At 67.9% G+C, this 24,466-nt stretch carries 23 protein-coding genes and 1 tRNA gene; 14 read left to right on the forward strand and 10 right to left on the reverse strand.

Annotated elements, in window-relative coordinates:
• The 13 genes from GBA63_RS07410 to GBA63_RS07470 all read left to right on the forward strand — a co-directional run bounded on the left by GBA63_RS07410 (nucleotide 1) and on the right by GBA63_RS07470 (nucleotide 11,658).
• Nucleotides 1–459, forward strand: a complete 459-nt coding sequence (locus GBA63_RS07410) for a hypothetical protein (protein WP_166174854.1) — start codon at nucleotides 1–3, stop codon at nucleotides 457–459.
• Nucleotides 456–1,769, forward strand: coding sequence for an adenylosuccinate lyase (purB, locus tag GBA63_RS07415; protein ID WP_166174856.1), 1,314 nt, complete (start codon nucleotides 456–458; stop codon nucleotides 1,767–1,769). Before GBA63_RS07410 ends, purB begins: the two co-directional genes overlap by 4 nt.
• Nucleotides 1,762–2,514 carry a phosphoribosylaminoimidazolesuccinocarboxamide synthase gene (purC, locus tag GBA63_RS07420; protein ID WP_166174858.1) on the forward strand — a complete coding sequence of 251 codons (753 nt, stop codon included), beginning with the start codon at nucleotides 1,762–1,764 and terminating at the stop codon, nucleotides 2,512–2,514. The genes purB and purC overlap by 8 nt, the downstream gene beginning before the upstream one ends.
• Nucleotides 2,515–2,620: 106 nt before the next feature.
• A complete protein-coding gene (gene purS / locus GBA63_RS07425) occupies nucleotides 2,621–2,857 on the forward strand; it encodes a phosphoribosylformylglycinamidine synthase subunit PurS (RefSeq protein ID WP_166174860.1) in 237 nt (78 codons plus the stop codon).
• Nucleotides 2,854–3,516, forward strand: a complete 663-nt coding sequence (gene purQ, locus GBA63_RS07430; RefSeq protein WP_166174862.1) for a phosphoribosylformylglycinamidine synthase subunit PurQ — start codon at nucleotides 2,854–2,856, stop codon at nucleotides 3,514–3,516. Before purS ends, purQ begins: the two co-directional genes overlap by 4 nt.
• A 2-nt stretch (nucleotides 3,517–3,518) precedes the next feature.
• Nucleotides 3,519–5,753, forward strand: a complete 2,235-nt coding sequence (gene purL, locus GBA63_RS07435; protein ID WP_228282496.1) for a phosphoribosylformylglycinamidine synthase subunit PurL — start codon at nucleotides 3,519–3,521, stop codon at nucleotides 5,751–5,753.
• Entirely contained in the window at nucleotides 5,750–6,115 is a 366-nt protein-coding gene (locus GBA63_RS07440) for a cupin domain-containing protein (protein ID WP_166174864.1), read from the forward strand. The genes purL and GBA63_RS07440 overlap by 4 nt, the downstream gene beginning before the upstream one ends.
• A 19-nt stretch (nucleotides 6,116–6,134) precedes the next feature.
• Nucleotides 6,135–7,586 (forward strand): amidophosphoribosyltransferase, encoded by a 1,452-nt coding sequence (gene purF / locus GBA63_RS07445; protein ID WP_228282363.1) that lies wholly within the window; start codon nucleotides 6,135–6,137, stop codon nucleotides 7,584–7,586.
• Nucleotides 7,583–8,068 carry a GNAT family N-acetyltransferase gene (locus tag GBA63_RS07450; RefSeq protein ID WP_166174868.1) on the forward strand — a complete coding sequence of 162 codons (486 nt, stop codon included), beginning with the start codon at nucleotides 7,583–7,585 and terminating at the stop codon, nucleotides 8,066–8,068. Before purF ends, GBA63_RS07450 begins: the two co-directional genes overlap by 4 nt.
• Nucleotides 8,061–9,083 (forward strand): phosphoribosylformylglycinamidine cyclo-ligase, encoded by a 1,023-nt coding sequence (gene purM, locus GBA63_RS07455; RefSeq protein ID WP_166174870.1) that lies wholly within the window; start codon nucleotides 8,061–8,063, stop codon nucleotides 9,081–9,083. The genes GBA63_RS07450 and purM overlap by 8 nt, the downstream gene beginning before the upstream one ends.
• Nucleotides 9,076–9,657 (forward strand): phosphoribosylglycinamide formyltransferase, encoded by a 582-nt coding sequence (gene purN, locus GBA63_RS07460; protein ID WP_166174872.1) that lies wholly within the window; start codon nucleotides 9,076–9,078, stop codon nucleotides 9,655–9,657. The genes purM and purN overlap by 8 nt, the downstream gene beginning before the upstream one ends.
• Entirely contained in the window at nucleotides 9,654–11,192 is a 1,539-nt protein-coding gene (purH, locus tag GBA63_RS07465; RefSeq protein WP_166174874.1) for a bifunctional phosphoribosylaminoimidazolecarboxamide formyltransferase/IMP cyclohydrolase, read from the forward strand. The genes purN and purH overlap by 4 nt, the downstream gene beginning before the upstream one ends.
• A gap of 4 nt (nucleotides 11,193–11,196) precedes the next feature.
• Nucleotides 11,197–11,658: a phosphate-starvation-inducible PsiE family protein gene (locus tag GBA63_RS07470; protein ID WP_166174876.1), complete on the forward strand. Its 462-nt coding sequence runs from the start codon at nucleotides 11,197–11,199 to the stop codon at nucleotides 11,656–11,658.
• 189 nt (nucleotides 11,659–11,847) lie between these two features.
• Here the strand turns inward: GBA63_RS07470 and GBA63_RS07475 are convergent, their stop codons facing one another.
• The 10 genes from GBA63_RS07475 to GBA63_RS07520 are packed head-to-tail and all read right to left on the reverse strand — an operon-like array spanning nucleotide 11,848 to nucleotide 24,005.
• Nucleotides 11,848–13,236, reverse strand: a complete 1,389-nt coding sequence (locus GBA63_RS07475; protein ID WP_166174878.1) for a UDP-glucose dehydrogenase family protein — start codon at nucleotides 13,234–13,236, stop codon at nucleotides 11,848–11,850.
• A gap of 35 nt (nucleotides 13,237–13,271) precedes the next feature.
• The gene (locus tag GBA63_RS07480) at nucleotides 13,272–14,195 is read right to left on the reverse strand and encodes a sulfotransferase family protein (protein WP_166174880.1); all 924 of its coding nucleotides are present in this window, start codon (nucleotides 14,193–14,195) and stop codon (nucleotides 13,272–13,274) included.
• A gap of 1 nt (nucleotide 14,196) precedes the next feature.
• On the reverse strand, nucleotides 14,197–15,132 hold the full coding sequence (locus GBA63_RS07485) for a sulfotransferase family protein (protein ID WP_166174882.1): 936 nt from the start codon (nucleotides 15,130–15,132) through the stop codon (nucleotides 14,197–14,199).
• A gap of 2 nt (nucleotides 15,133–15,134) precedes the next feature.
• Nucleotides 15,135–16,121 (reverse strand): sulfotransferase family protein, encoded by a 987-nt coding sequence (locus GBA63_RS07490; RefSeq protein ID WP_166174884.1) that lies wholly within the window; start codon nucleotides 16,119–16,121, stop codon nucleotides 15,135–15,137.
• Nucleotides 16,122–16,149: 28 nt separating this feature from the next.
• Nucleotides 16,150–17,517, reverse strand: coding sequence for a phosphotransferase (locus GBA63_RS07495; protein WP_166174886.1), 1,368 nt, complete (start codon nucleotides 17,515–17,517; stop codon nucleotides 16,150–16,152).
• Complete coding sequence (locus tag GBA63_RS07500; protein ID WP_166174888.1) at nucleotides 17,507–19,309, reverse strand: ABC transporter ATP-binding protein; 1,803 nt, start codon at nucleotides 19,307–19,309, stop codon at nucleotides 17,507–17,509. The genes GBA63_RS07495 and GBA63_RS07500 overlap by 11 nt, the downstream gene beginning before the upstream one ends.
• Nucleotides 19,306–20,346 (reverse strand): phosphotransferase family protein, encoded by a 1,041-nt coding sequence (locus GBA63_RS07505; RefSeq protein ID WP_207957127.1) that lies wholly within the window; start codon nucleotides 20,344–20,346, stop codon nucleotides 19,306–19,308. The genes GBA63_RS07500 and GBA63_RS07505 overlap by 4 nt, the downstream gene beginning before the upstream one ends.
• Nucleotides 20,343–21,602, reverse strand: coding sequence for a glycosyltransferase family 4 protein (locus GBA63_RS07510; protein WP_166174890.1), 1,260 nt, complete (start codon nucleotides 21,600–21,602; stop codon nucleotides 20,343–20,345). The genes GBA63_RS07505 and GBA63_RS07510 overlap by 4 nt, the downstream gene beginning before the upstream one ends.
• Nucleotides 21,599–22,825, reverse strand: a complete 1,227-nt coding sequence (locus tag GBA63_RS07515) for a glycosyltransferase family 4 protein (protein WP_166174892.1) — start codon at nucleotides 22,823–22,825, stop codon at nucleotides 21,599–21,601. Before GBA63_RS07515 ends, GBA63_RS07510 begins: the two co-directional genes overlap by 4 nt.
• Before the next feature lie 4 nt (nucleotides 22,826–22,829).
• Nucleotides 22,830–24,005: a glycosyltransferase family protein gene (locus GBA63_RS07520; RefSeq protein WP_166174894.1), complete on the reverse strand. Its 1,176-nt coding sequence runs from the start codon at nucleotides 24,003–24,005 to the stop codon at nucleotides 22,830–22,832.
• Nucleotides 24,006–24,372: 367 nt separating this feature from the next.
• Here GBA63_RS07520 and GBA63_RS07525 point away from each other — a divergent pair.
• Nucleotides 24,373–24,459, forward strand: a tRNA-Lys gene (locus GBA63_RS07525).
• Nucleotides 24,460–24,466: the final 7 nt, after the last annotated feature.

The following is a 24,466-nucleotide window of genomic DNA, read 5'->3' on the forward strand; positions in this document are numbered from 1 at the left end:
ATGTCGGCGGCGCAGAGTCGAGGAGTAGTGGTCAAGATCTTCTCCCCCCTGGCTTACGTCGCGGTTCTTCTGGCCGCGATCCTTACGGCGCTGCTGACGGCAAGGACTCTGGAGTCTATATGGGGTTACGACGTACCCGTGTTTCTGTTCGTAGGCGCGGAATTGCTGGTCGCCGGAACCATTCTCTACATTGGGGCGCGAGCGCTACTCCAATTAGAGGGGTTACGACGGCCGCGTATCGTGGATCATTTGCGAAGGTGCGCGTTACTCTACGCGTTGTTCGTCCCCCTGAGCGCTTTGCTGGTGGCGCTGGTGGATTTTGGAGACCCGGGCGGGGGCGGCTCTCTGGCGATAATGCTCTGTTTTGCCGCCGGCTACGCTATTCTCGTCGATACGGTCCTCCTCCTCTTCGTCGTTCGGAGGCGTTCTGGTCGTCAGAGGTTCAGGAGCCACGCATGATCGAACGCTACACCCTACCTGAGATAGGCAGCGTCTGGACGGAAGAGGCGAAGTACCGGGCCTGGCTGAAAGTCGAGATCGCCGTCTGCCGGGCGAGGGCGGAGCTTGGCGAGATCCCATCCAAAGAAGTCGAGGAGCTGGCCGATAAGGCGGATTTCTCCGTGGAGCGCATCCACGAGATCGAAGAAGAGACCAACCACGACGTCATCGCTTTCGTGACGAACGTCGCGGAGAACGCGGGAGACGTCGCCCGCCACTTCCACTTCGGCCTTACGAGCTCGGACGTGCTGGACACGGCCGGGGCCCTGCAACTGCGGGACGCCCTGGAACTTATCCGGGGCGAGGCGAAGAATATGACGCTGCTGCTAACGGAGATGGCGCTGGAGCATCGCGAGACCGTCATGGTCGGGCGGACGCACGGGGTCCACGCGGAGCCGATGGTGCTGGGGCACAAGCTGGCCGTTTGGGCCTTCGAGATGGAACGGAATTTAGAGCGGCTCGGGCGGGCGGAGGAGGCGGCCTCGGTCGGCAAGATCTCCGGCGCCGTCGGCGTCTACGGGAACGTGGACCCGAAGGTCGAAGCCCTGACTTGCGAGAACCTCGGCATCTCGTCTTCACCCGCCTCGACGCAGGTAGTGCAGCGGGACCGGCACGCGGAGGTCTTGTCCGCGCTGGCTATCCTCGGTTCGACGATGGAGAAGATCGCGCTCGAGGTACGGGGGGCGCAGAGGACGGAGATCCGGGAGCTCTCCGAGCCTTTCGGGCGCGGCCAGAAGGGCTCATCGGCGATGCCCCACAAGAAGAACCCGATCCTCTGCGAGCGTCTCTGCGGCATGGCCCGCCTGATGCGCGGCTACGCTCAAGTGGGCTTCGAGAACAACGCCCTCTGGCAGGAGCGCGACATAAGCCACTCATCCGCAGAGCGCGTCGTCCTGCCCGACGCCACCATCCTGGCCTTCTACATGCTGCGCACGACGCAGCGCGTCCTGCGCGGCCTCCAGGTCCACCGGGACAGGATGCTGGAGAACCTCAACATCGGGGGCGGCATCGTCTTCTCGGGCCGCGTCCTGCTCGCCCTCGTCGAGGCGGGCATGGCCCGCGACGACGCCTACGCGGTCGTCCAGGGGGCCGCGATGCGGGCCTGGGAGGGCGAGGGCGGCTTCAGGGAGCTCCTAAAGAGCCGGGAAGAGGTCCGCGAACATCTGGATGGTGACCTGGACGAGCTCTTCGACCCGGCGCACGCGCTCCGCAACGCCCACGTCGTCTTCGAGCGGGTGGAGAAGCTGAAGGAGAGGTTGGAAGATGCCTGAGACCCTTCTCTACGAGGGCAAGGCGAAAAGAGTCTTCGCCACGGACGACGAGGCGGTCCTGCTCCACCGCTACAAGGACGACGCAACGGCCTACAACGCCCAGAAGCGCGGCTCGTGGAAGGACAAGGGCAGGACCAACGCCACCATGAGCGCCGCCATGTTCACCTACCTCGAGGCGAACGGCGTCCCGAGCCACTTCGTGGAGCAGGTAGACGAGACGACCATAAAGACAAAAAAGCTGACCATGCTCCCCGTCGAGGTCGTAGTCCGCAACCTCGCGGCGGGCTCGCTCTCTCGCCTGCTCGGGTTCGAGGAAGGGCGCAGGCTCAAGGCGCCCATAGTGGAGCTCTGCTACAAGAACGACGCTCTGGGAGACCCGCTCCTGAACTGGCACCACTTCCGCGAGCTCGGCGTCTCCGACGAGGACCTCGAGTTCTGCGAGGAGCTCGGCCTCAGGGTAAACGGCATCCTGGCCCCCTTCTTCGACGAGAGGGGCGTCACGCTGGTGGACTTCAAGATAGAGGTGGGCCGCGACGCGGACGGCCAGCTGATGCTGGCAGACGAGATCTCCCCCGACACCTGCCGCTTCTGGGACAAGGAGACGGGCGAGAGGTTGGATAAGGACCGGTTTCGAAGGGACCTCGGCGGGATGGAGGAGGCGTACGCCGAGATGCTCCGTCGAGTGACGGGGCGGCCATCAGCTATCAGCGGTCAGCAGTCAGCCAGAGAAGGGGACGATAGTTGAACGTCTTTTCGCCGGAATCGGTGCAAAGCGATGCCTCTACGAGGCAGGTTCGTCGTGCGGTGCCAAGTCGCGCCACGAACGGCAAAAAGCTGAAGGCTGATAGCTGATGGCTGACAGCTTGAAAGTTCGTGTCCTCGTCCGTCCCAAGGAAGGCATCCTGGATCCTCAAGGCGAAGCCGTTCGTGGAGCCCTGCCCGCCCTGGGGTTCGGTGGGGTCAAGACCGTGCATATCGGGCGTCTGATCGAGATGGAGGTCGAGAGCGCGGACGAGGTCGACGCGATGTGCCGCCGGCTGCTCTCCAATCCCACCATCGAGGAGTACGAGTGGGAGGTGGTCTCGTGAGGATCGGGGTTACCGTGTTTCCGGGATCCAACTGCGACAGGGACGCGCTCTACGCGGTCGAGAGGATGGGGGCGGAGCCGGTCGGGCTTTGGCACGCCGAGGCGGACCTGAAGGGGGTCGACGCCGTGATCGTGCCTGGCGGGTTTTCGTACGGCGACTACCTCCGTCCCGGCGCCATCGCCCGCTTCGCCGGCGTGATGGGGCCCCTGGAGGAGTTCGCGAACGAGGGAGGTCCCGTCCTCGGCGTCTGCAACGGGTTCCAGGTTCTTTGCGAGGCCCACCTGCTGCCGGGGGCGCTTCTCCAGAACACGCACATGCGCTTTGTCTGCGACCGCGTGCGGGTTCGGGTCGAGACGACGGGCACGCCCTGGACGGCGGGGGGCGAGGTGGGCGAGGAGCTTACGCTGCCGGTCGCCCACAACGAGGGGAACTATTTCGCGGACGCCGAGACGCTCGCCCGCCTGGAGGACGAGGACCGGGTGGTGCTGCGTTACGTGGAGAACCCGAACGGGTCGGCCAACGACATCGCGGGGGTCTGCAGCGAGGGGCGGAACGTCGTAGGGGTCATGCCGCACCCCGAGCGGGTCTCGGACCCGGCGCTGGGCTCGGACGAGGGGCTCAAGATCCTGCGCTCCGTGCTGGTCGGAGCGGGCGTCTGAATATCCAGGAGACATACAGCGCCCTCGGCCTCTCGGATGGCGAGTACGAACGCATCCTGGGGCTTATGGGCCGGGAGCCGAACTACCTGGAACTCTCGCTGTTCTCCGTGATGTGGAGCGAGCATTGCGGCTACAAGAACTCGCGCCCGCTCCTGCGGCGCTTCCCGAACGAGGGGCCGCGGGTCCTGCAGGGACCCGGCGAGAACGCGGGCGTGGTCGAGGTGGGGGACGGGTGGGCGCTCGCGTTCAAGATGGAGAGCCACAACCACCCTTCCGCCGTCGAACCCTACGAGGGGGCTGCTACGGGCGTCGGCGGCATCATCCGCGACATCCTGGCGATGGGCGCGCGGCCGGTGGCGCTGCTCGATTCCCTGCGCTTCGGACCGTTGGGGGAGGAGAGGAACCGCTACCTGTTCAGGGAGGTAGTGCGGGGCATCGGCGGCTACGGGAACGCCGTGGGGGTGCCGACCGTTGGCGGAGAGGTCGAGTTTTCGCCGGCCTACTCGGGGAACCCTCTCGTCAACGCGATGTGCGTCGGGCTCATCCGGGTCGAGGACCTGATGCGCTCCCGCGCCACGGGCGAGGGGAACGCCGTCGTCCTGCTCGGCTCGAAGACGGGCCGCGACGGCATCCACGGGGCCACCTTCGCCTCGGACGAGCTCACCGAGGAGTCCGAGTCCAGGCGCTCGAACGTACAGGTCGGGGACCCGTTCGCCGAGAAGATGCTCATAGAGTGCTGCCTGGAGTTGCTCAAGCAGGACTTGCTCGTCTCACTGCAGGATCTCGGGGCCGCCGGCATTACCTCCTCGGCCTCCGAGATGGCCGCGAGTGGCGGGGTCGGGATCGACATCGAGGTCGAGAAGGTGCCGAGGCGCGAGACGGGGATGGAGCCGTGGGAGGTCATGATCTCCGAGTCCCAGGAACGGATGCTCGCCGTCGTCGAGCCCGAGAGGGTCGATGAGGCGCTGGCCCTGGCCGAGCGCTACGGCATCGGCGGCACCGTCGTCGGGCGCGTCGCGGGCCACGGCGACCTTCGCGTGGTCGAGAACGGCGAGGTCGTGGGAACCGTCCCGGCCGAACACCTCGCCGACGCCCCCGTCTACGAGCGGGAGGTCGTCAGGCCGGCGTACCTGGACGAGGTCCAGGAGTTCGACGTGGCGGAGATCCCCGAGCCCGAGGACTACAACGAGGTCTTGCTCAAGATGCTCTCGCATCCGAACCTGCGGTCTCGCCGGTCCATCTACAGCCAGTACGACCACCAGGTCGGCACGGACACCGTCGTCCTGCCCGGTGCCGACGCCGCCGTCATGCGGATCAAGGGCACGAAGCGAGGCTTCGCCGTCACCACCGACGGCCGTGGACGCCACTGTTACCTCGACCCTCGCGGCGGCGGGGCGGCCACCGTCGCCGAGGCGTACAGGAACCTCTCGTGCGTGGGGGCGGAGCCGGTGGCTGTCACCGACTGCCTCAACTTCGGCAGCCCCGAAAAGCGAGCGGGCTACTACCAGCTCGCCGAGTGCATCGAGGGGATGTCCGAGGCGTGCGAGGCGTTCGGGACGCCCGTCGTGAGCGGGAACGTCAGCCTCTTCAACGAGACGGACCGGGGACCTATCTACCCGACGCCAACGGTCGGCATGGTTGGCGTCTTCGAGGACGTGAGTCGTTACGCGACGCCCGGCTTCAAGCGGGAGGGGGACATCGTGGTCGCCATCGGTCGGGGCTGGCGGGCCTCGCTCGCCGGTTCGGATTACCTGGAGATAGCCAACGAGAGAGCAGTCGGGGTGCCTCCAGCCCCCGACCTGGCCTCCGAGAAAAGGTACGCGGATCTCGTGCGGCATCTGATATCTGAGGGGATGATAGACACCGCGCACGACGTCTCCGCCGGCGGCGAGATCGTCGCCCTGGCCGAGATGGCGCTCGCGGGCGGCCTCGGAATAGACTACGAAGAGGTAGAGGTCGAGCCGCTGGTCGGTGGCAAGGGTGGCGGCAGGGCGGACGTGGGGCTGTTCGGCGAAAACGGCCTGAGTTTCATCGTCGCCGTGCCGGAAGAGCGGTGGGTCGCCCTGCAAAACGCCTTGCGTGACGTACCCTACGACAGCATCGCCCGCGTGGGCGGCGACCGCCTGATCCTCCCCGGCCTGATAGACGTCGGAATCGACGAGTTGAGGGAGGCCTACGGACAGGATCTCTTCGGCATCCCGGGCGAGGTCGTTGGCGGATCGGAGGCGGTCGGATGAACCCGGAGAAGGTAAACCTTGAGCAGAAGCTCTCGCGCTTCGACGAGCACTGGAGCCCGAAAGTAGTGGGCGAGTTGAACGGGCAGCACGTGAAGCTGGTGAAGCTTCTGGGAGAGTTCGTCTGGCACCACCACGATGAGGAGGACGAGCTGTTCCTGGTGGTGGGGGGCCGGTTTCGGATGGAGTACCGGGATCGGGAAGAGTGGATCGAGCCGGGGGAGTTCGTGGTGGTGCCGCGCGGGGTGGAGCACAGGCCGGTCGCCGAGGAAGAGGCGCACGTTATGCTCTTCGAGCCGGCTTCTACGGTAAACACCGGGAGCGCCGGCGGCGGGATGACCGTGGCGGATCTGGACAGGATCTAGGAACCGGAAGGTGGACGTTTTGCAGCAGGACTACCGCGATACGGACGGCAAGCCGAAGGAGGCGTGCGGGGTCTTCGGGATCTACTCCCGCGAGCTGGCCGGCGAGCTGTCCCAGCGCACGTACTTCGGCCTCTACGCCCTCCAACACCGGGGCCAGGAGTCGGCCGGCATCGCGATCTCGGACGGCGAGCGGACCACCGCCTTCAGGGACATGGGCCTCGTCTCCCAGGTCTTCGACGGCCCGCGCCTCGCCGCGTTGGAGTCCGGCCACATCGCCCTCGGCCACGTCCGCTACTCGACGACGGGCTCCGCGTCGTGGGAGAATGCCCAGCCGGAGTTCGTGGGCCGCGGCGAGGTGAACGTCGCCGTCGCCCACAACGGGAACCTGGTAAACGCGAAGTCCTTGCGGGAGGAGCTGGCCGAGGAGGGGTTCAAGTTCAACTCGACCTCGGACACGACGTACATCGCGGCGGCGGCGGTGAGGGAGCTGGAGCGCGGCCGCTCCGTCGGGGAGGCGGTGCGGGAGGCGATGCACCGGCTGAGCGGTGCCTACTCCGTGGCCATGATCTTCCGGGACAAACTGGTCGCCTTCCGCGACCCGCACGGCTTCCGCCCGCTCGCCATCGGACGGATCGACGGCGGATACGCCGTCTCCAGCGAGACGTGCGGCCTGGACATCATAGGCGCCGAGTTCCTGCGCGAGGTGGAACCCGGCGAGGTCGTGGTCATGGACGACGACGGGCTCACGAGCTTTCGCTCGGAGAGCCCGCGCCGCGCGTTGTGCGTCTTCGAGTACGTGTACTTCGCCCGGCCGGACTCCCGCTTCGACGGCAGCGAGGTGGCGGGCAGCCGCCACCGGATGGGGGAGCTGCTCGCGGACGAGGCGCCGGTCGAGGCGGACGTGGTGATCCCGGTTCCAGATTCCGGGATGATGGCCGCCATCGGCTATTCGCAGCGGAGCGGCATCCCCTACGCGGAAGGCCTCATAAAGAACCGCTACGTCGGCAGGACGTTTATCCAGCCGTCCGACGGGATGCGCCAGCTCGGCATCAGGCTGAAACTGAACCCGCTGCCGTCCGTGATCGAGGGCAGGCGGGTCGTCGTGGTCGACGACTCCATCGTGCGCGGGAACACTAGCCGCAAGCTCGTCGAACTCCTCTTCGAGGCTGGGGCCAAGGAGGTCCACTTCCGGGTCTCCTCGCCGCCGATCACGGGCCCCTGCTACTACGGCATAGACATGGACAGCCCCGATCAGCTCGTCGGCGCCAACTACACGGTGGGGGAGATACGCGAGCAGATCGGGGCAACCACCCTCGCCTACCTCTCCACCGACGCGATGGTCGCGGCCACCGAGCAACCGAAGGACCGCCTCTGCCGCGCCTGCTTCGACGGGGAGTACCCGACGACCGGCACCTCCGAGAAGTTCGCCCTCGAAAACCGGACACACCACGCGACCATCCCGAGCCGGTGACGCCCGCGACCGCCAAGACCCTCACCATCCGCCGCTACCGGCCGGGCGACCGCGAGGCCGTGCGTAACCTGCACGACGAAGCCCTGAACGAGGTGGGCGCCCACCTCGGGAGCGGACCGTGGGACGAAGACCTCGACGCCATCGAATCCGTCTACCTGGAGGGCGGCGGCGAGTTCCTCGTCGGCACCCTCGAAGGGAAGGTCGTCGCGATGGGCGCGTTGCTGCGCACCTCGGACGAACGGGCCCAGGTGACGCGCATGAGGGTCTCCCCGAACCTCCAGGGAAGGGGCATCGGCCAGGAACTTCTCGACAGGCTCCACGGCCGCGCCGCCGAGCTCGGCTACGCATCACTCCACCTGGATACCACCGCGCAGCAGGTGGCCGCCCAACGCCTCTACGAGAAGAACGGCTACCGGGAGACGGGCCGGGGGACGGTCGGGCCGTTCCGTTGCCTCTACTACGAGAGGGAGACCGGTGCCTGAAGGTCCGGGTTCCTACGAGTCTGCCGGGGTCTCCATCGAGCGCGGGGAGCGGGCCGTGGACCTCATGCGCTCGGCCGTCGAGAGGACCCAGGGCCGGGAGGTGATCGGGGGCGCCGGCGGCTTCGCCGGCCTCTACGCCCTCGCCGGCCTCAGAGAACCCGTACTCGCCTCCACTATCGACGGCATAGGCACGAAGGTTCTAGTCGCCAGGCATCTCGAACGCTACGATTCTCTGGGTGCTGACATCGTGAACCACTGCGCGAACGACGTGCTCGCCACGGGCGCACGCCCCCTCTTCTTCCTGGACTACGTGGGGACGGGCAGGCTCGACCCGGAGGCCGTCGCGGCGCTGGTTCGGGGGGCGGCGGAGGCGTGCGGCGAACTCGGGATCTCTCTTATAGGAGGAGAGACGGCCGAGATGCCTGGCCTCTACGGCGAGGGGGACTTCGACGTGGTCGGCGTGTGCACCGGGGCCTGCGAGCGCGGGGACGTCGTTACCGGGGAGGGCGTGCGTCCGGGGGGCGCCGTGATCGGGCTCCCGAGCAGCGGCCTCCACACCAACGGCTACACCCTCGCCCGCAAGGTCTTGCAGGACGCGGGACTCTCGTACGACGACGCGCCGCGGTCGCTGGGCCGCACCGTCGGCGAGGCGTACCTGGAGCCGCACCGGGCCTACGTCGGCGAGATCCTGGCCCTGCGCGAAGAGCTGGAGGTAAGGGGGATGGCGCACATCACCGGGGGCGGGCTCGTCGGGAACCTGCCCCGCGCGCTCGGCGGCCTGGGCGCGGAGCTTGATGCTGGCTCCTGGCAGGAGCCGCCGGTGTTCGGACTTATAAGATCCCTCGGCAACGTCCCCGAGGACGAGATGCGTCGCGTCTTCAACCTCGGCGTCGGCTTCTGCGCGGTAGTCGCCCCGGATGGTGTCGAAAAGGCCGTCGAGGCGCTCCGGACCGCCGGACGCGCGGCGTGGAAGATAGGTACCGTCGTCGAAGAGCCGGGCGTCCGGTTTGCCTGAGGAGTTGCCGCAGGGCTCCCGCTTCGCGGTGCTCGCCTCGGGGTCCGGGTCGAACCTCCAGGCCCTGCTCGACGCCTACCCCGCGAACGTCGCGGTGGTGGCCGGGGACAAACGGGACGCCTTCGCCTTCGAGCGGGCGCGGCGGGCCGGCATCCCGGCTGAACACGTGGACCCAACAGGCTACACGAGCAGGGACGACTTCGACCGGGAACTCGCCGAACGGGTGGCGGCCCACGACGTGGAGTTGGTGGTAGGCGCCGGGTACATGCGCGTCCTCTCGCCCGCTTTTTTGGAGCTCTTCCCTGCTGTCCTAAACGTGCACCCGTCGCTGCTGCCCGAGTTCCGGGGGTTGCGTGCCGTGGAGCGGGCGCTCGAGGCGGGGGTCGCCGAGACGGGCGTTACGGTCCACTTCATGGTCGAGGAGGTGGACGCCGGGCCGGTCGTTGCGCAGGAGGCGGTGCCGGTCTTGCCGGGGGAGACGAAGGAGAGCCTGCTGGAGCGGCTGCACCCGGTCGAGCACAGGCTGCTCGTGCGGGCGGTCGCTGACTTTTTCTGGGGAAAGGTGGCTGTATGAAGCGTAGGGCGCTGGTGTCGGTCTCGGACAAGCGCGGGGTCGCCGCGTTCGCGCGCAAGCTCTCGTCTTTAGGGTTCGAGATCATCTCGACCGGCGGCACCGCTAAAGCCCTCGAAGAATCTCGTATCCCCGTGGTCCAGGTCTCCGAAATAACCGGCGCCCCGGAGATGCTCGACGGGAGGGTAAAGACGCTCCACCCCAAGATCCACGGCGGCATCCTCGCCGACCTCGAAAACCCCGACCACGTAACCCAACTCGTCGAACACGACATAGGCCCCATAGACCTCGTCTGCATAAACCTCTACCCCTTCGAGGAGACGGTGGCCGCCGACCCCTCGGAGAAAGAGGCGATAGAGCAGATAGACGTCGGCGGACCCGCGATGCTCCGCGCCGCCGCCAAGAACTTCAAGAGCGTCACGGTGGTCCCCTCGTCCTCGTTCTACAACGAGGTCATCTCGGAGCTCGAAAACGAGGGGCAGGTCTCCGAAGAGACCCGCCGCCGGCTCGCGCTGGCAGCGTTCCGCAGGACCGCGCAGTACGACGCGGCGATCTCCGGGTGGCTCGCGGTCCAGGCGGGGGACCACGACGAGTTCCCGGAGCGGAGATTTGTCCGGTACGAGAAGGTGTCGTCCCTGCGTTACGGCGAGAACCCGCATCAGAAGGCGGCCTACTACGCGGAAGAGGGGGAGGAGCATCTGCTCTCCGGGGTGGAGAAGTTGCAGGGGAAGGAGATCTCCTTCAACAACCTCTACGACCTCGACGCCGCCAGGACCTTGCTCTCAGATCTCACGGAACTCGAGGCGCCCGCCGCGGCTGTGATCGTCAAGCACGCCAACCCTTGCGGCGCGGCGGTAGGCGATTCCCTGGTTGAGGCGTACCGCAAGGCGCTCGCCTCCGACCCGCTCTCCGCTTTCGGTGGCATAGTGGCCCTTAGCGGCGAGGTCGATGGGGGGTTGGCGGCGGAGATCTCGAAGGTCTTCACGGAGATACTGGCCGCGCCGGGCTTCACCCCTGAGGCCAGGGAGGTCTTCTCCGCGAAACCGAGCGTGCGCGTCCTGAAAGCCGGTTCGCTCGCGCGTCCTGCGCTCTCGTCCAAGAGCGTAACCGGCGGCGTGCTCCTGCAGGAGGCCGACGCCCTCGAGGGCGGCTCGGAGTACAGGGTGGTAACCGAGAAGCGGCCCTCGACCGAACAGATGGACGACCTGCTCTTCGCCTGGCGCGTCGCCCGCACCGTGAAGAGCAACGCCATAGTCCTCGTCAAAGACGGGGCGACGGTTGGGATCGGGGCGGGCCAGATGAGCCGGGTTGACTCCTCGGAGATAGCCGCCAAGAAGGCGGGGGACGGGGCGGTAGGGTCGGTGGCCGCAAGCGACGCCTTCTTCCCCTTCGCCGACGGGGTCGAGGCGCTCGCCAGAGACGGCGTCGCCGCCGTAATACAGCCGGGCGGGTCCGTCCGGGACGAGGAGGTCGTCGCGGCGGCGAACAGGCTCGGGCTGGCGATGGTCTTCACCGGCCGCAGGCACTTCAACCACTAGGCCCGTGGAGCGGCGGCCAGACAGGGAGAGGCAGGGGCCGCGGCCGGCGAGGTTCATAGACCTGGCCGAGCGGGGCGCCTACTACGGGGTTGCGCTCTTCCTGCTCGCGACAATCGTCATGGTCTTCGTCTCCGCCGTCGTCAGCCTCACGGAGGTCTTGGAGCTCGGGCCGCTAGAGACCGCCCTGGAGGTATTGGACAAGGTGCTCCTGATCTTCATCTTCGCCGAGCTCCTCGGGACCATAGGCACCATCGTGAGGGAGCGGGAGGTCACGGCGGAACCCTTCCTCCTGATCGGCCTGATAGCCGTAGTCAGGCGCATCCTGGCCGTCACCGCCTCCATAGAGCAGAACCTCGGCACGCCCCGGTTCGAAAGCCTGATCCTCGAGCTCGGCGTCCTGACCGTTCTGGTCCTCGCGCTGGCCGGCGCCCTCCTCATCACCCGCCGCGCAGACAGGGCCGGGTAAACCCGCGACCCCGTCCCGAAGCGATTGCAGAGCCGTCAGCTATCAGCCCGCTATGGCCTGCCCCGCAGGCCTCCGCTTTCAGCCATCAGCTTTTGCTCTTGCTGAAAGCTTACCGCTGACGGCTGAGAGCGGAGGCGAAGCCGAAGCGGGCTGAGGGCTGACAGCGCGATTCGCTGAAAGCGAATCGCTTCAGCGTCCGAACCCTCGGTAGAGGAGGCCGGCGGCCCGGACCGCGTCCGGGTCGAGGGTGTTGCGTCCGTCCACGAGTAGCCCGGGGTCGTCCATTAGTGAGGCGGCGCGTTCGAGGTCCAGGTTCCGGACCTCCTCCCACTCGGTCACTACCACCGCCGCGTGCGCCCCGGCGAGGGCCTCGTAGGGGTCGAAGACCACCCGGAGTCCTGGTGAGAGCCTGGCCGCGGCCTTCCCCGCGACGGGGTCGTAGCCCACGACGCGGGCCCCCAGCGAGTCGAGCTCTCCGGCTATCCGCAGGCTCGGGGCTTCCCGGAGGTCGTCCGTGTTCGGTTTAAAGGCGAGGCCCAGCAGGGCGATGCGCTTGCCCTTGAGGGTGTGGAGGTCGTGCTGGAGCTTCGAGATCACCCTCCGGCGCTGGCGCTCGTTGACGGCGACCGTGGCGTCGAGGAGGACGGGCTCGTAGTCGTACTCGCGGGCGACGGAGCGCAGGGCCGCGACGTCCTTCGGGAAGCAGGAGCCGCCCCAACCGACGCCGGCCCCGAGGAAACGCGGGCCGATGCGTTCGTCGAGGCCGATGCCGGCGGCGACGTTCGCGACGTCCGCGCCGACGAGCTCGCAGAGGTTCGAGACCTCGTTTATGAAGCTGATCTTGGTAGCCAGGAAAGCGTTCGCGGCGTATTTGATCATCTCCGCGCTGGCAAGGTCCGTGACGACGAGCGGCACCGACACCTTGGGGCGTGGGTCGAGGTCCGTCGGGAAGCTCTGGGCTATGATCGGGTCGTAGAGGGAGCGCATCGCTTCCAGGGCCTCGCGCGAGTCGGCGCCGAGCACGATCCTGTCGGGAAAGAGCGAGTCGTAGAGCGCGTTCCCCTCCCTCAGGAACTCGGGGTTGGAGACCACCCGGAACTCCGCCGGCTCTCCGGCGCCTCCGGCCTCGTCTATGCCGTCGCAGACCAGCATGGAGACGTAGTCCCCGCTCCCCACGGGCACCGTGCTCTTGTTGACTATAAGGAGCGGCTTCTCCCTTGGCGCGGCCGCGAGCACGCTACCTATGCTCTTCGCGACCGCCGCCACGTTGGAGAGGTCGGCAGAGCCGTCCTCGCCCTGCGGGGTATCCACCGCGATAAACACGACGTCCGCCGCGCGCACGACCTCCCGAAGCCCCCCGGGCCCGGTGAAAAAGAGCGTGCCGCGCCGCGCGTTGCGGACTACCATCTCCTCGAGGCCCGGCTCGTAGATAGGAACCCGGCCCGCGGACAGCTGCGCCACGCGGTCCTCGTCCCGGTCCACGCACGTTACCCTGTGCCCGATCTGGGCCAGGCACGCCCCCGTCACGAGCCCGACGTACCCGGCCCCTATGACCCCGACTTTGAACTCTTCTACCAAATCAGCCAGCACCTTTCGCGCATCGCTCCATAAGTCTATAGTCCCCCGGACGCCGCGAGCGCCGCGCGCACCCTGAAGGCGTGCTCCACCGCCCGGGGAGACGGGTCGGCAACGACGCGCGGATAGCCCAACCTCTCTAGCGTCGCCCCCGCCGCCGCCTCGAAACGCTCCACGTCCTTCTCCGCCATCTGCCCGCGCCAGTCGCGCAGGCCCGCGGTAACCGGTAACCACGCCTTCTTCGCGCTGAGACCCCCTTGATCTTTCGTCTTGCCCTCGTGAAAGCGGATCATGGCCCCATCGTAGGGGATGCCGAGGAATTCGCAGAGCCGTTCGCACTCTCCGGCCGGCTCGGCGACGAGGGTTTCGTAGCGGACCTCGCGGTAGAGGTCGGGGCCGAGGTCCCGGCCCGCTTCGCGGCCGAGACGCACGAGCCAGTCCCACCAGACGCCGGCCGTCGCCACGGGGTCCGTCTTCCAGGTCTCGAAGCGACGGGCGAGCTCGCCGCCGCTCCTCCACTGAAGGGCCGACAGGCAGACGTCCCGGCCGTCCCGGATCAGGTGCAAGAACCTGGCCTTCGGCCAGAGCGCGTGCAACTCCGGGATACTCCGCACGTAGCGCGGGGTCTTGTCCCCGACGACCTCCTTGCCGAGCGCCCGTCCGTGCAGGTCGTATACGCCGCTTAAGAAGTCCCGGTAGTGGACGGCGCGGCCGTCTGGGAGGAGGCTTTTGAGCCCCTCCCGATCCACCCCCAGCTTCGCGAACCTGGGGTGTTCGGCGATGAGCGGGACGATCTCCCCGGTCACGTTGCCCTCGGGGGTGAGCCCCTGACGGTCCCGGTAGTAGCTGTCGACGAACCGGCTCTCGTGAACGATGGCTATGTTGGGGTTGGCGTCGACCATCCTCTGCAGGAGCGTGGTCCCCGACCTCTGGCACCCCACTATAAAGACGTGCGGGTTCACGCTACCACCCCGCCGGCAACTTCCGGCCCCGGGAGCCGGCCTCGGTGGAGAACGCCTCGCGCATCCTGGCCGCGCGCTCTACCGTCGCCCGGCCGGGACTCGTGGCGAGCGGGTACCCGAGGTCCTCGAGCAGGTCCCCGGCCACGGCCTCGAAGCGCTCCACGGCCTCGCGGGGCATCTGAGCGCGCCAGTCGCGAAGGCCGGCCGTCACGGGCATGGTCGGGTGGGCGCGCTCCAGGTCCGGGTCCGATCTGCGCTCGACGAAGCGGAGCATCGCCTCCTCGTAGGGGATGCCGAGGAAATCGCAGAGCCTGCGGCACTCCCCGGCCGGGTCAGAGACGAGCGATTCGTAGAAGGTCTCGCGGTAGAGACCCGGTTCGATGCCGGCCCCGCCCTCCCGCCCCAGGAGGACCTTACGCCTCCACCACAGCGCCGTCGTCGAGATGGGGTCTTCCCCCCAGGAGGAGTAGCGGCCCGCGGCCCCCGGCGTACTCTCCCAGTCGAGGATCGAGAGGCAAACGTCCCGACCGTCCCGGATTATGTGGACGAACCTCGCTTTCGGCCACAGGGCATGCAGCTCGGGGATTCGCCGCACGAAGGGGGCCGTCTTGTTCCCGACGAGCGGCTTGTGGGAAGCCTCTCCGTAAAGCCCGAAGATGCCCGAGAGGAGGTCAAGGTGGGTGGTCTCCGGTCCCGCGAGCGCCGCCACCCGCCCGGGGTCGAGGCCGAGTCGGGAGAACCTAGGGTGCGCCACGAGGGCGGAGACCAGGGTCGGTGGTACGGGGTCTTCCGGCCTTTTGAAGCCGCGTTCGCGGAACAGGTCCCGCACCCAGTGCATCGATGGGGTGACGGACAGGTCGGGGTGGGCGTCGACGAGGCGTTGGAGCAGGGTGGTCCCCGACCGGGCGCAGCCGACTATGAAGACGTGCGGGTCCAAACCTACGGCCGCTCCCGGCGGGCCCCGATGTCCCGCTCGAAGGCCTCGCGAACTCTACGGGCGTTCGCCAGCGCTTCCCGGCCCGGATCCGGGAAAGCGCGTTCGTAGCCGAGGTCGGTGAGGAGGTCTCCCACGGCGGCCTCGAAGCGCTCCACGTCGTCGGCCTCCATCTGCGTTCGCCAGTCGCGCAGGCCCGAGGTGACGGGGAGCCAGGCCTTCTTCGGCGTCCGGCGGGCGTCGGGGAGGTCTGTCCTCGTCTTGCCCTCGCTGAAGCGGACCATCGCGGGGTCGTACGGGAGGGCGAGGAAATCGCAGAGGGCGCGGCATTGGGCCTCGGGGGCCCCGATCAGGTCCTCGTACAGCATCTCGTGGTACAGATCCCGGCCGAGCGCGGCCCCGTCCTCGTGCCCGGAGCGGACCTTCCGCTCCCACCACAGCGCCGTCGTCGTGACGGGGTCCTCTTCCCACGTCGCGTACCGCCCGGCCGTCCTGGCCGCCTTTTTCCAGTTCAATACCGAGAGGCAAACGTCCCGCCCGTCGCGGATTATGTGGACGAACCTTGACCGCGGCCACAGGCCATGCAGCTCGGGCAGGTGGCGGACGTAGGCAGGCGTCTTGTTGCCGACCACGGGTTTGTCTTTCGACCTGCCGTAGAGGCCGAAGAGGCGGCGCAAGAACTCGCGGTAGGGCAGCGATTCTTCCATACCAAGCAGGGCCTCGAAGTCCGGGCGGTCCAGGTCGAAGTGGGAGAAGCGTCTATGGTCCGCGAGCTCCGAGACCGTGCGCGGCGTGACGATTGGGCCTCCGGCCGCATCGGTTTCGAGGTGTTTCGAGATCCAGTGCATCTCGGGGGTGACCGCCACGAGTGGATGCGCGTCCACGATCCTGTGCAGGAGCGTGGTCCCCGAGCGGGCGCACCCCACTATGAAGTGGTGCGGTTCGAGGCCGGTCCCCGAGGTGCGCGTCGAAAACTCTTGTTGTTCCGTCATAGGTTCTTTATCTCCGTTTGTCATCGCGTTACCATATCCGCCCCGCGAGCGAGTCCCGGGCCGTGTGCAAGAGCGCTTCGATCTTCGCCGGCCAACCGGCCTCCCGCCGCCGGAAGAAGCCGACGGCCATCTTGAGAACCGCCCCGGCGTAGTGGACCGGCAGCCCGTCCCGCCAGCCCTCCGGGACGCGGCCGAAGTACTCGTGGGCGAAGGTGCGCTCGAAATCCTCGCCCCGCGTCCCGTCGAAGCCGGGGAAGTGAAGGGGCAGGCCGCGCAGGTGGGCCATGACCCCTGCCGCGTCTATGAGGGGATCGGCGCCCGCGAAGCCGTCGAGGTCGATCAGGCCAGCCCGCCCGTCGCGCAAAAGCACGTGGTCCAGCTTGAGGTCGCGGTGGGTAGGCGCCGGCGGAACCTCCTCCAGCTCCGAGACGACGGCCCCGACGGTGCCGTCTATCCGCGCCGCGAGATCCGGACGCGCCCACCGCAAGAGCCTCCCCGTCCTCTCCAGGACGACGACTTCTCGCTGCAGAGGGTGCAGCCTCGGCACCTCCACCCCCGAGGTGTGAAGCTCCGCGAGTGCCCCGGCCGTCAGCCGCAGGGCGGCCTCCGCATCTTCGTCCCGCAGCAGCCTGTCCCGTAGCGTTGCGCCCGGAACCTCCCTCTGCAAAAGAACGCGCGGCCCGTCCAGGTACGCCACGGCCCCCTCGACGACGAACGCCGTCTCCGACGCCCCGGCCGCTTCTTTGAGGGTCTCGAGCACGCGGCTAGTAACCTCGCCGGCGTCATCGTGGTAGGCCTTGGCGTAGAAGCGGCGTCTCTCCGTCCGGCCCGTGGCGCTTTCGGTGGCGCAAAGCGAGATCCCGACCGTCGCCCCGAGCTCGGAGCGGTACCGCACGAGCTCCGCGTGCCAGCCCGTCATTCGCCAGTTCCCGCCGAAGTCCGCCAGCAGCGGCGCCCGGATCTCCGGGGAGGGGCCGGCCATGAGCAGCGGGAGGCCGGGAAGCCGCCGGTCGTAGGGGAAGACCTCGACGAGCATGCCGAGCTCCGGGAGAAAGGAGACGGGCTCGAAGGCCGGGTCCGCGGCCGGAACCTCCGGCGCGGACTTGCGCAGCTTCTCCCACTTGCGCTTCGCTTTGCCGCTGGCGTACATGACGCCGGTTACCCACTGGGTATGCTCCGCGCCCGTGACGGGGTCGTGGAGGTCGAGGGAGTATTGGAGGACGCAGCGGGCGCCCTTGCGGTAGCGGACGCGAAAGAGCTTGCAGCCCGAGATCTCGTAGGGGGTCTCCCCGACAGGACGCAGGTGTTCGGCGAAGAGACTTCTCATGGCGTCCGGGTCGCCGGCGAGGGCGAGGCCGGGGAAGGCCGGGTCGGCGGCGAAGGGCTCAACGATCACGCAGAGGCTCCCGGCGTCCGGTCTTCAGGTCGTTGAGGCGGCGGTAGCGGTCGCTCTTCGCCATAAGCTCGTCGTGTTGTCCCTGCTCAACGATCCGGCCGTTCTCCAGGACGAGGACCTGGTCCGCGCCGGTGACGGCGTGGAGGTCGTGGGTTATGAGGAACGAGGTGCGGCCGGCCATCAAGCGGTCGAGGGCTTCCTGCACCCGCGCCTCGCTCTCGGCGTCGAGGCCCGTCATCGGCTCGTCCAGGATCAGGACCCGCGCGTCCCTGACCACGGCGCGGGCTATGGCGATGCGCTGGCGCTGGCCGCCCGAGAGCGTGTCGCCCCGCTCACCCAGCACGGTGTCGTAGCCCTTTTCCAGCCCGGCTATGAACTCGTGGGCGTTGGCGGCGCGGGCGGCGGCCTCTATCTCCTCGTCCGTCGCGTCCAGCCTACCGTAGGCTATGTTCTCGCGGATCGTCGCGCCGAAGAGCACCGAGTCCTGGAGGACTATCCCGATCTGACGCCGCAAGGAGCGGAGCTTATAGTCCCGGATGTCCCGGCCGTCGATCAGGATGCGCCCGGCCTTCGGCTGGTAGAGGCGCAGTATCAGGCTGACCATGGTGGATTTTCCCGCCCCGGAGGCCCCGACGAGCGCGACCCTCTGGCCCGGCTCGACGGCGAACGATACGTCCTCCAGAACGCCGTCTTCGTCGTCCTCGTAGTCGAAGGAGACGTTCTCGAAGGCGACCGCGCCTTTGAGTTTCGGGGCTTCGACGGCGTCGGGCCTGTCCTGGATCTCGGGCTCGACCTCCAGGATCTCGTTGATCCTCTCGGCCCCGACCACGGCCTTGGAGTACTTGTTGGAGAGCCTCGCGAGGTTCCGGACGGGCCTGTACATGCTCTGCACGTATGAGGTGAACAGGAGGAGGTCGCCGGGTGAGATCCTGCCCGCTATCACCTGCAGCGCCCCGACGAGGACGACCGCGGCCGTCCCTATCGCCCCGATCACGACGACCGCCCGGCTCGCCACGGCCTCTATCCTGGCGTTGCGGATGCTCTCCTCCAGAAACTCGCTGCTCTCGGCCTCGAACCGCTCCTGCTCGTGCGGCTCCCGCCCGAACGCCTGCACCAGCGGGACCGTGGACATCACCTCGTTTATGCGCGTGGCGATCACCGCCTCGCGCTTGCGCTGCCGCTTGGACGAGGCTTTGGAGGCCCGGTAGCGGTAGTACAGCGTGGCCCCGAGCAGCGGCACCGTCGCAAGCACGACCAGGAAGAGCCGCCAGTCGAGAAAGAGCATGATGGTGAACATCCCGAAGAACGTCAGGATGTGGGCCGAGGCGGTGAGCGCCGACTCGGCGAAGACGTCCTTGAGGGTGTTCGTGTCGCTGACGATCTTGGTCATGTGCTCGCCGGAGCGGGTCTTGTTGTGGAAGGAGAGCGAGAGACGCTGCAGGTGCGCGAAGAGCGTCCGCCTGAGCGTGTAGACGAGCTCGTTGCCGATGCGGGAGGTTATGTAGACCTGAAGGTAGGTAAACGCGCCGGTGAGGACCGCGATCAGGACCATAGCCCCGGACATCGCGACCAGAAACGCCACCCGCCCGTCGCCGAAAACCTCGAAGAACGACAGGTACCCCGGCAGCGGCCTCTGCAGCAGCACGTAATCGAAGACTATCTTGATCGGCCACGGCTTGAGCAGCTCGGTGAGCGTCAGCCCGATGGTGCAGGCCGCCGCGAGCGCCAGGCTCACCTTCGCCCCCCGCAAGTACCCGAACACCACCTGCATGAACTTCGTGCGCTCCTTCACCGGCTCCCCACCCCCAACCTCTCCTCGCAAAGCCCCAACAAATCCCCGGTAAAGGCCCGCCGCTCCTCGAACAGCGTGCTCAGATGGACGTGGCGCACCAGCGTGAGGTCCGAGTAGGCCCGCACCGCCTCGCGCGTCCCCTCGCCCGCCAACTCGACGAACCTCTCCTCGAGCGCCGCCCCGACGCCCGCGAGCGCGGCCTGGTCTCCGAGCGTCCGCAATCCCTGTTCCGTCAGGTGGCCCAGGAAGTTGCCGACGTCGAGCGCCGGGTCGCCCTCGCAGTACAGGTCGAAGTCGATCAGGTACAGTTGAGCCTCGTCCACGATCACCTGATCCGCGTAGAAGTCCCTGTGGATGCCGCACGGCTCCGGCTCCCTGACGCCGGCGCCTAGATTGTCGCACGCCTCCAGCAGCCTCCTGATACGACCTTCCAAGCGGGGCTCCTCCCGCGCGACCTCGGGCAGCCGCTCGTGCAGGATCCTGAGCTCGTCCTCCATCGTGTGCCGGCGCCCGGTCGGTACGCCCGACTGGTGTACCTTGTGGGCCGCCTCCGCGATCCTGCGCGCCAGCTCCTCACCACCTGCTTCGGGCAAGAGCTCCGTCGCCGTCCGGCCGGGCACCTTGCGCTGCAGCCACATCCTGAACTTCGAGATCGTGCCCACGGGCTCCGGCACCCGGATTCCGTCGGTCGCGTCCCCGCCGAACCCGGCCTCCCGAAACGCCCTGAGCTGCCTGTAGCCCGACTTGCCGAACCGCCTCACCCTGACTTTCCCGAGCAGCACGACCTCATCCGTCGTCCCGTCCGCCCGCTCGACCCCGAGCGCGTACTCGACCACGCAGCGCCGGCCGGGCTTGTACCGGGCCACCCGGATGCCCCGTAGCTCCAACCTTCCGCCATCGCCGGCCAGATGTCCCAACCGTTCATCGAACTGCTTTTGTGCTTCGTCCGGGTCCAGGGCGCGCGCCAGGGACGGCATCTCCGCGTCCGAGGCGACGCCGAACGGGTCTTCCACGGTGACGGCGGGGGCGCGTCTCACGGCCCTGCCCGACGGGCCGAGATGAGGTCGGTGGCGACGGCCGCAACGCGTTCGGCGTTCTTGTCCCAGGTGTAGCGGTTGTGGACCTCTTTGGCGGCGGCGGAGCCGATGCGGCGGCGGAGGTCCGGGTCGGAGAGGAGGCGGTCGCAGGCTGAGGCGAGGGCGTCGCGGTCGTCCGGGGGGTAGAGTAGGCCCGTCTCGCCGTCCCGAACCACTTCCGGGATCTGGCCGAGCGCGGCGGCAACGACGGGGACGCCGCAGGCCATGTACTCGAAGAGCTTGAGGGGCGAGAAGTAGAAGTCGTGGTCGGGCCGGGGGTACGGGGCGAGCGCCACGTCGAAGAGCCGGATCAGGGGCGCCACGTCTTCGTGCGGGAGCGATCCCGTAAAGACCACGCTCTCCCGCATACCCCGCTCCCCCGCGTCGCGCTCAAGCTCTTTTCTCAGCGGCCCGTCCCCGGCAACCACGAGCCGGGCGTCCGGGTGGGCGCGCTTCAGCCGCTCCAGGAGCGCGGGCAGCACCTCGACACCGTGCCACGGCCTCAACCCGCCCACGAAGCCGAGGACGGGGCCTTCGCCGAGCCCCCAGCGCTCCCTGAGCCCCCGCTCCGGGCCTCCGGGATAAAAACGCCCGGCGTCCACGCCGTTCGGGACTACGTGGACCCGGCCGGGCTCCGCGCCCAAAGAGACTGCGTAGTCCTTGAGGAGTTCAGAGACGGTGAGGACGGCGTCGGCCCGCGTGACCGTCCAGCGTTCGGCCCGGGAGGCGAGCTCGCCGAGGCCCGTCGCCCGGTAGGTCGTCTGCTCGACGGCAATGGGGGAGTTCAGCTCCAGGATGAGGGGCACGTCGAGCGCCCGGGCCAGGGAAGCGCCGGCGGTCGCGTAGAGGGACGCCCGTTCGTATATGAAGTCGGGTCTGTGGTTCTCGAACCTGCGCCTGAGCCGCAGTCCCCATTCCTGATCGTGCAGGATGCGCCTGAGTTCGCCGGGCAGGGAGTTCTCCGTCCCGAGCGTCTCGTTGAAGGTTTTCATGGCGAGCACCGCCGCCACGGTCTCGGGTCCGGGCGGCAGGTGCATCAGCGAGGCCTCTACCTCCGCCGGCTCCTCCCACGGAGATTTGTTGAGCTGGGGGGTCGCGACGACGACCGTGTGCCCGGCCCTCCCGAGGGCCGCGACGAGCTCGCGCACGTGTACGGAGGCGCCCTTGCGGCCGAGGACGGGGATGCCGAGGTCGGGGCAGAGGTAGAGAATCCTCATGCGAGGGTGGCCTCCCGCGCCGAGGGCTCTTCGAGGCCGCCGCCAGAGGCGAAGACTTCCCGCAGGATGGCGGCGTTGCGGCTGACGTCGAACTCGGCCTCGATCAGGCGCCTGGCACCCCGGGCGAGCCGGACCCGCAACGCCGCGTCGCCGAGCAGCCGCTCCAGGGCGCCGGCGAGGGCCGCGGGGTCGCGCTGGGGGACCATCAGGCCGGTCTCCCCGTGGCGCAAGACCTCCGGGATGCCGGTCACGTCCGTCGAGACGCACGGCGTCCCGAGGGCCATCGCCTCCAGCAGCACGGTCGGCAGACCGTCCCGGTTCCCGTCCCCGCCGACCACGCAGGGGGCGGCGAAGACCGAGGCGCCTCCCACGACCCGCGCCATCTCGCGCTGGGGCAGCGGGCCTGCCAGGTCGACCAGGTCGCGCAGGCCGCGACTCTTTATCAGGGACCTCAAGTGTTCTTCCTGGTCCCCGAGGCCGACGATCCGGGCTCGGAACCGGACGCCGCGGTCGCGCAGGAGGGCGCAGGCCTCGACGAGGTCGGCGAACCCCTTCTTCTCCACGAGCCTGCCGACCGCCACGATCCCGGGCTCCCTGTGCCGCGGGTCGCCGTACGGGAACCTTTCGAGCTCCAGCCCGTTGTAGATCCTGCGCGTCCCGTCCGCCGCCCTGCCGTACCTCTCGCGCAGGTACTTTAGGTTGAAGTCGCTGACGGTGACGGATGCGGCGGCGTCCGAGAGCTTCCGCCGCAGATCCTCCGGGTCGACGCTCTCGTGGAAGATGTCCTTGGCGTGGGCGGTCAGGCTGTACGGGAGGCCGGCGAAGCGCGCCGCGAGCCTGGCGACCGTCGTCGAGGCCGTGGCGAAGTGGGCGTGGAGGTGGCTAAAGCCGCCCCTGCGCGCCTCCCGGGCCAGCAGGACCGCCTGATAGACCTGACGCACGTCCCCGCCGCGGGCCTCCTCGAGCGCTCCCCAGAGGTTCGGGAGGTCTTCCCCGGCCTCGTCCAGGGTCGCCCAGAGGTCGGATGCTTTCAGGCCCTTGGCCTGCAGGTAGGTGACGGGGGCCCGGACGCGGGAGATGGCGTCCTGAAAGTGGCCGTCCTCGGGAGGGAGGAGGGAGAAGATGCCGACCTCCACCCCGGCGGCTTCGTGCGCCAGGATCTCGTTGACTACAAACGTCTCCGAGTAGCGGGGATACCTCTTGACGACGTAGGCCACCTTCACAGGCTCACGCCCCGACGGCGACCGAGCGCTTTTGTGCGACGCCCGACACGACGTGGTCGACGGCCCTGGCCGCCCCCGAAAGGTCGACCTCGACGGCCGGCGCTGAAGCGGGGCCCCGGCGCAGGAGGCCCTCGACCTTCTTACGCATCGCCCCTGGGGTGAGATCGTCCGGGTGGATCATCTCCACGAGCCCCAGCTCCGAGAGGCGCTCGGCCCGGATCAACTGCTCCACCCTCGGCTCGACCCGGGGCACGATGAGCGCCGGCTTGCGCGCGACGAGCAACTCGATGGTGGTGTTGTAACCGCCCATCGAGACGACGGCCCCGGCCCGCGCGACGAGCCGCTCCATGTCGGCCCTGAACTCGAGAACCCGCACGGGAAGCCCCCTCGCGGCCTTCTCCAGCTCCCGCCTGGCCCCATCGTCCATCATCGGCCCGGTGACCACGATCGACTCGAAGGCCGGCGGTTTGCCCCGCAGGCCCTCCACGTAGTTCTTCATGAGCCGGAAGCCGTCGCCCCCGCCCCCGGCTGTTACGAGCACGTATCCGGGCCGGAGCTCCAGATCGACGGCCTCTTCCAGGACGGGTTCGCGCCCGATGTAGCCAACGTAATGGCAGCGCTCCAGCGTCGCGTCCGACAGGCCATACTCCGGCAGGGGGTCGTAGACCTCACGCGGGCCGTAGACGAGGATGGTGTCGTAGAACTGCTCTATGGCATCGGCGATGAGCCCCTCGGTCCAGTTGCGCCGGATGCGCGCCGGGTCGTCCATGACGTCCCGCAGGCCGAGGACGGTGAGCGTGGACGGCCTCCACCCGCGGAGGAACTCGAGCGTCGGGGTAACCTCCCGCTTCATCCCCAGGGGAGCCTTGTCCACCACGAAGGCGTCGGGGTCGAAAGACTCGGCGGAGGAGCGGATCAGGCCCGCCCTCAACTTCTTGAGGCGCTTGAAGCTGACGGACATCCTGCTCGGCTCGTACTCCCCGCCGCCGACCTTGATGGCCGAAGGCAGCTTCACGAGGTCGATGCCGTGGGACATCCCAAAGGTGCCGGACACGGTCGAACCCGTAAGGACCAGCACGCTGACGTCGGGACCGCGCCGGACAAAGGCCTCGGCCAAAGCCAGCGTCCGGCGCAAGTGCCCCAGCCCGTAGGAGTCGTGCGAGTACATGAGCACCTTCACCCGTTATTCCCCTCCCGCGTCATGGAGCCACCGCCCCGAATCCTTCTGCCGCCGGGCCCCCGGACCCCTCCTGGAACTTCCCGGCCGCATTCGCCTTTCAACACGTACTAGTAGATACGTCTATCGATTTAACTTGGATGAAACAGTCATCGTAAGCACTAAATGGGCCAGTTTTAGTTAGCCCAAATGGGCTATACGAGGCTTTTCGAAACGCATACCGGCGCTCTATGGGGCACATTTCCGTCCGCCTCCTTGAACCAAGATTTAACCTTACGAACAGGTATGCGCCGGGTGGACGAAAAAATACTTCCGTGGCCGCGGTTCGCCGAAACGGGGCGCGCGTATCTGATAAAATCCTGCCGTGGTCGGGCCAGTAGCTCAGTGGCAGAGCAGGGGACTTTTAATCCTCGTTCGTCGGCCCTAATCCGCCATTCTAGGCGCATCTGGCGTTCCACGGGACC

This window comes from Rubrobacter tropicus (assembly GCF_011492945.1).
Taxonomy (GTDB): Bacteria; Actinomycetota; Rubrobacteria; order Rubrobacterales; family Rubrobacteraceae; genus Rubrobacter_D; species Rubrobacter_D tropicus.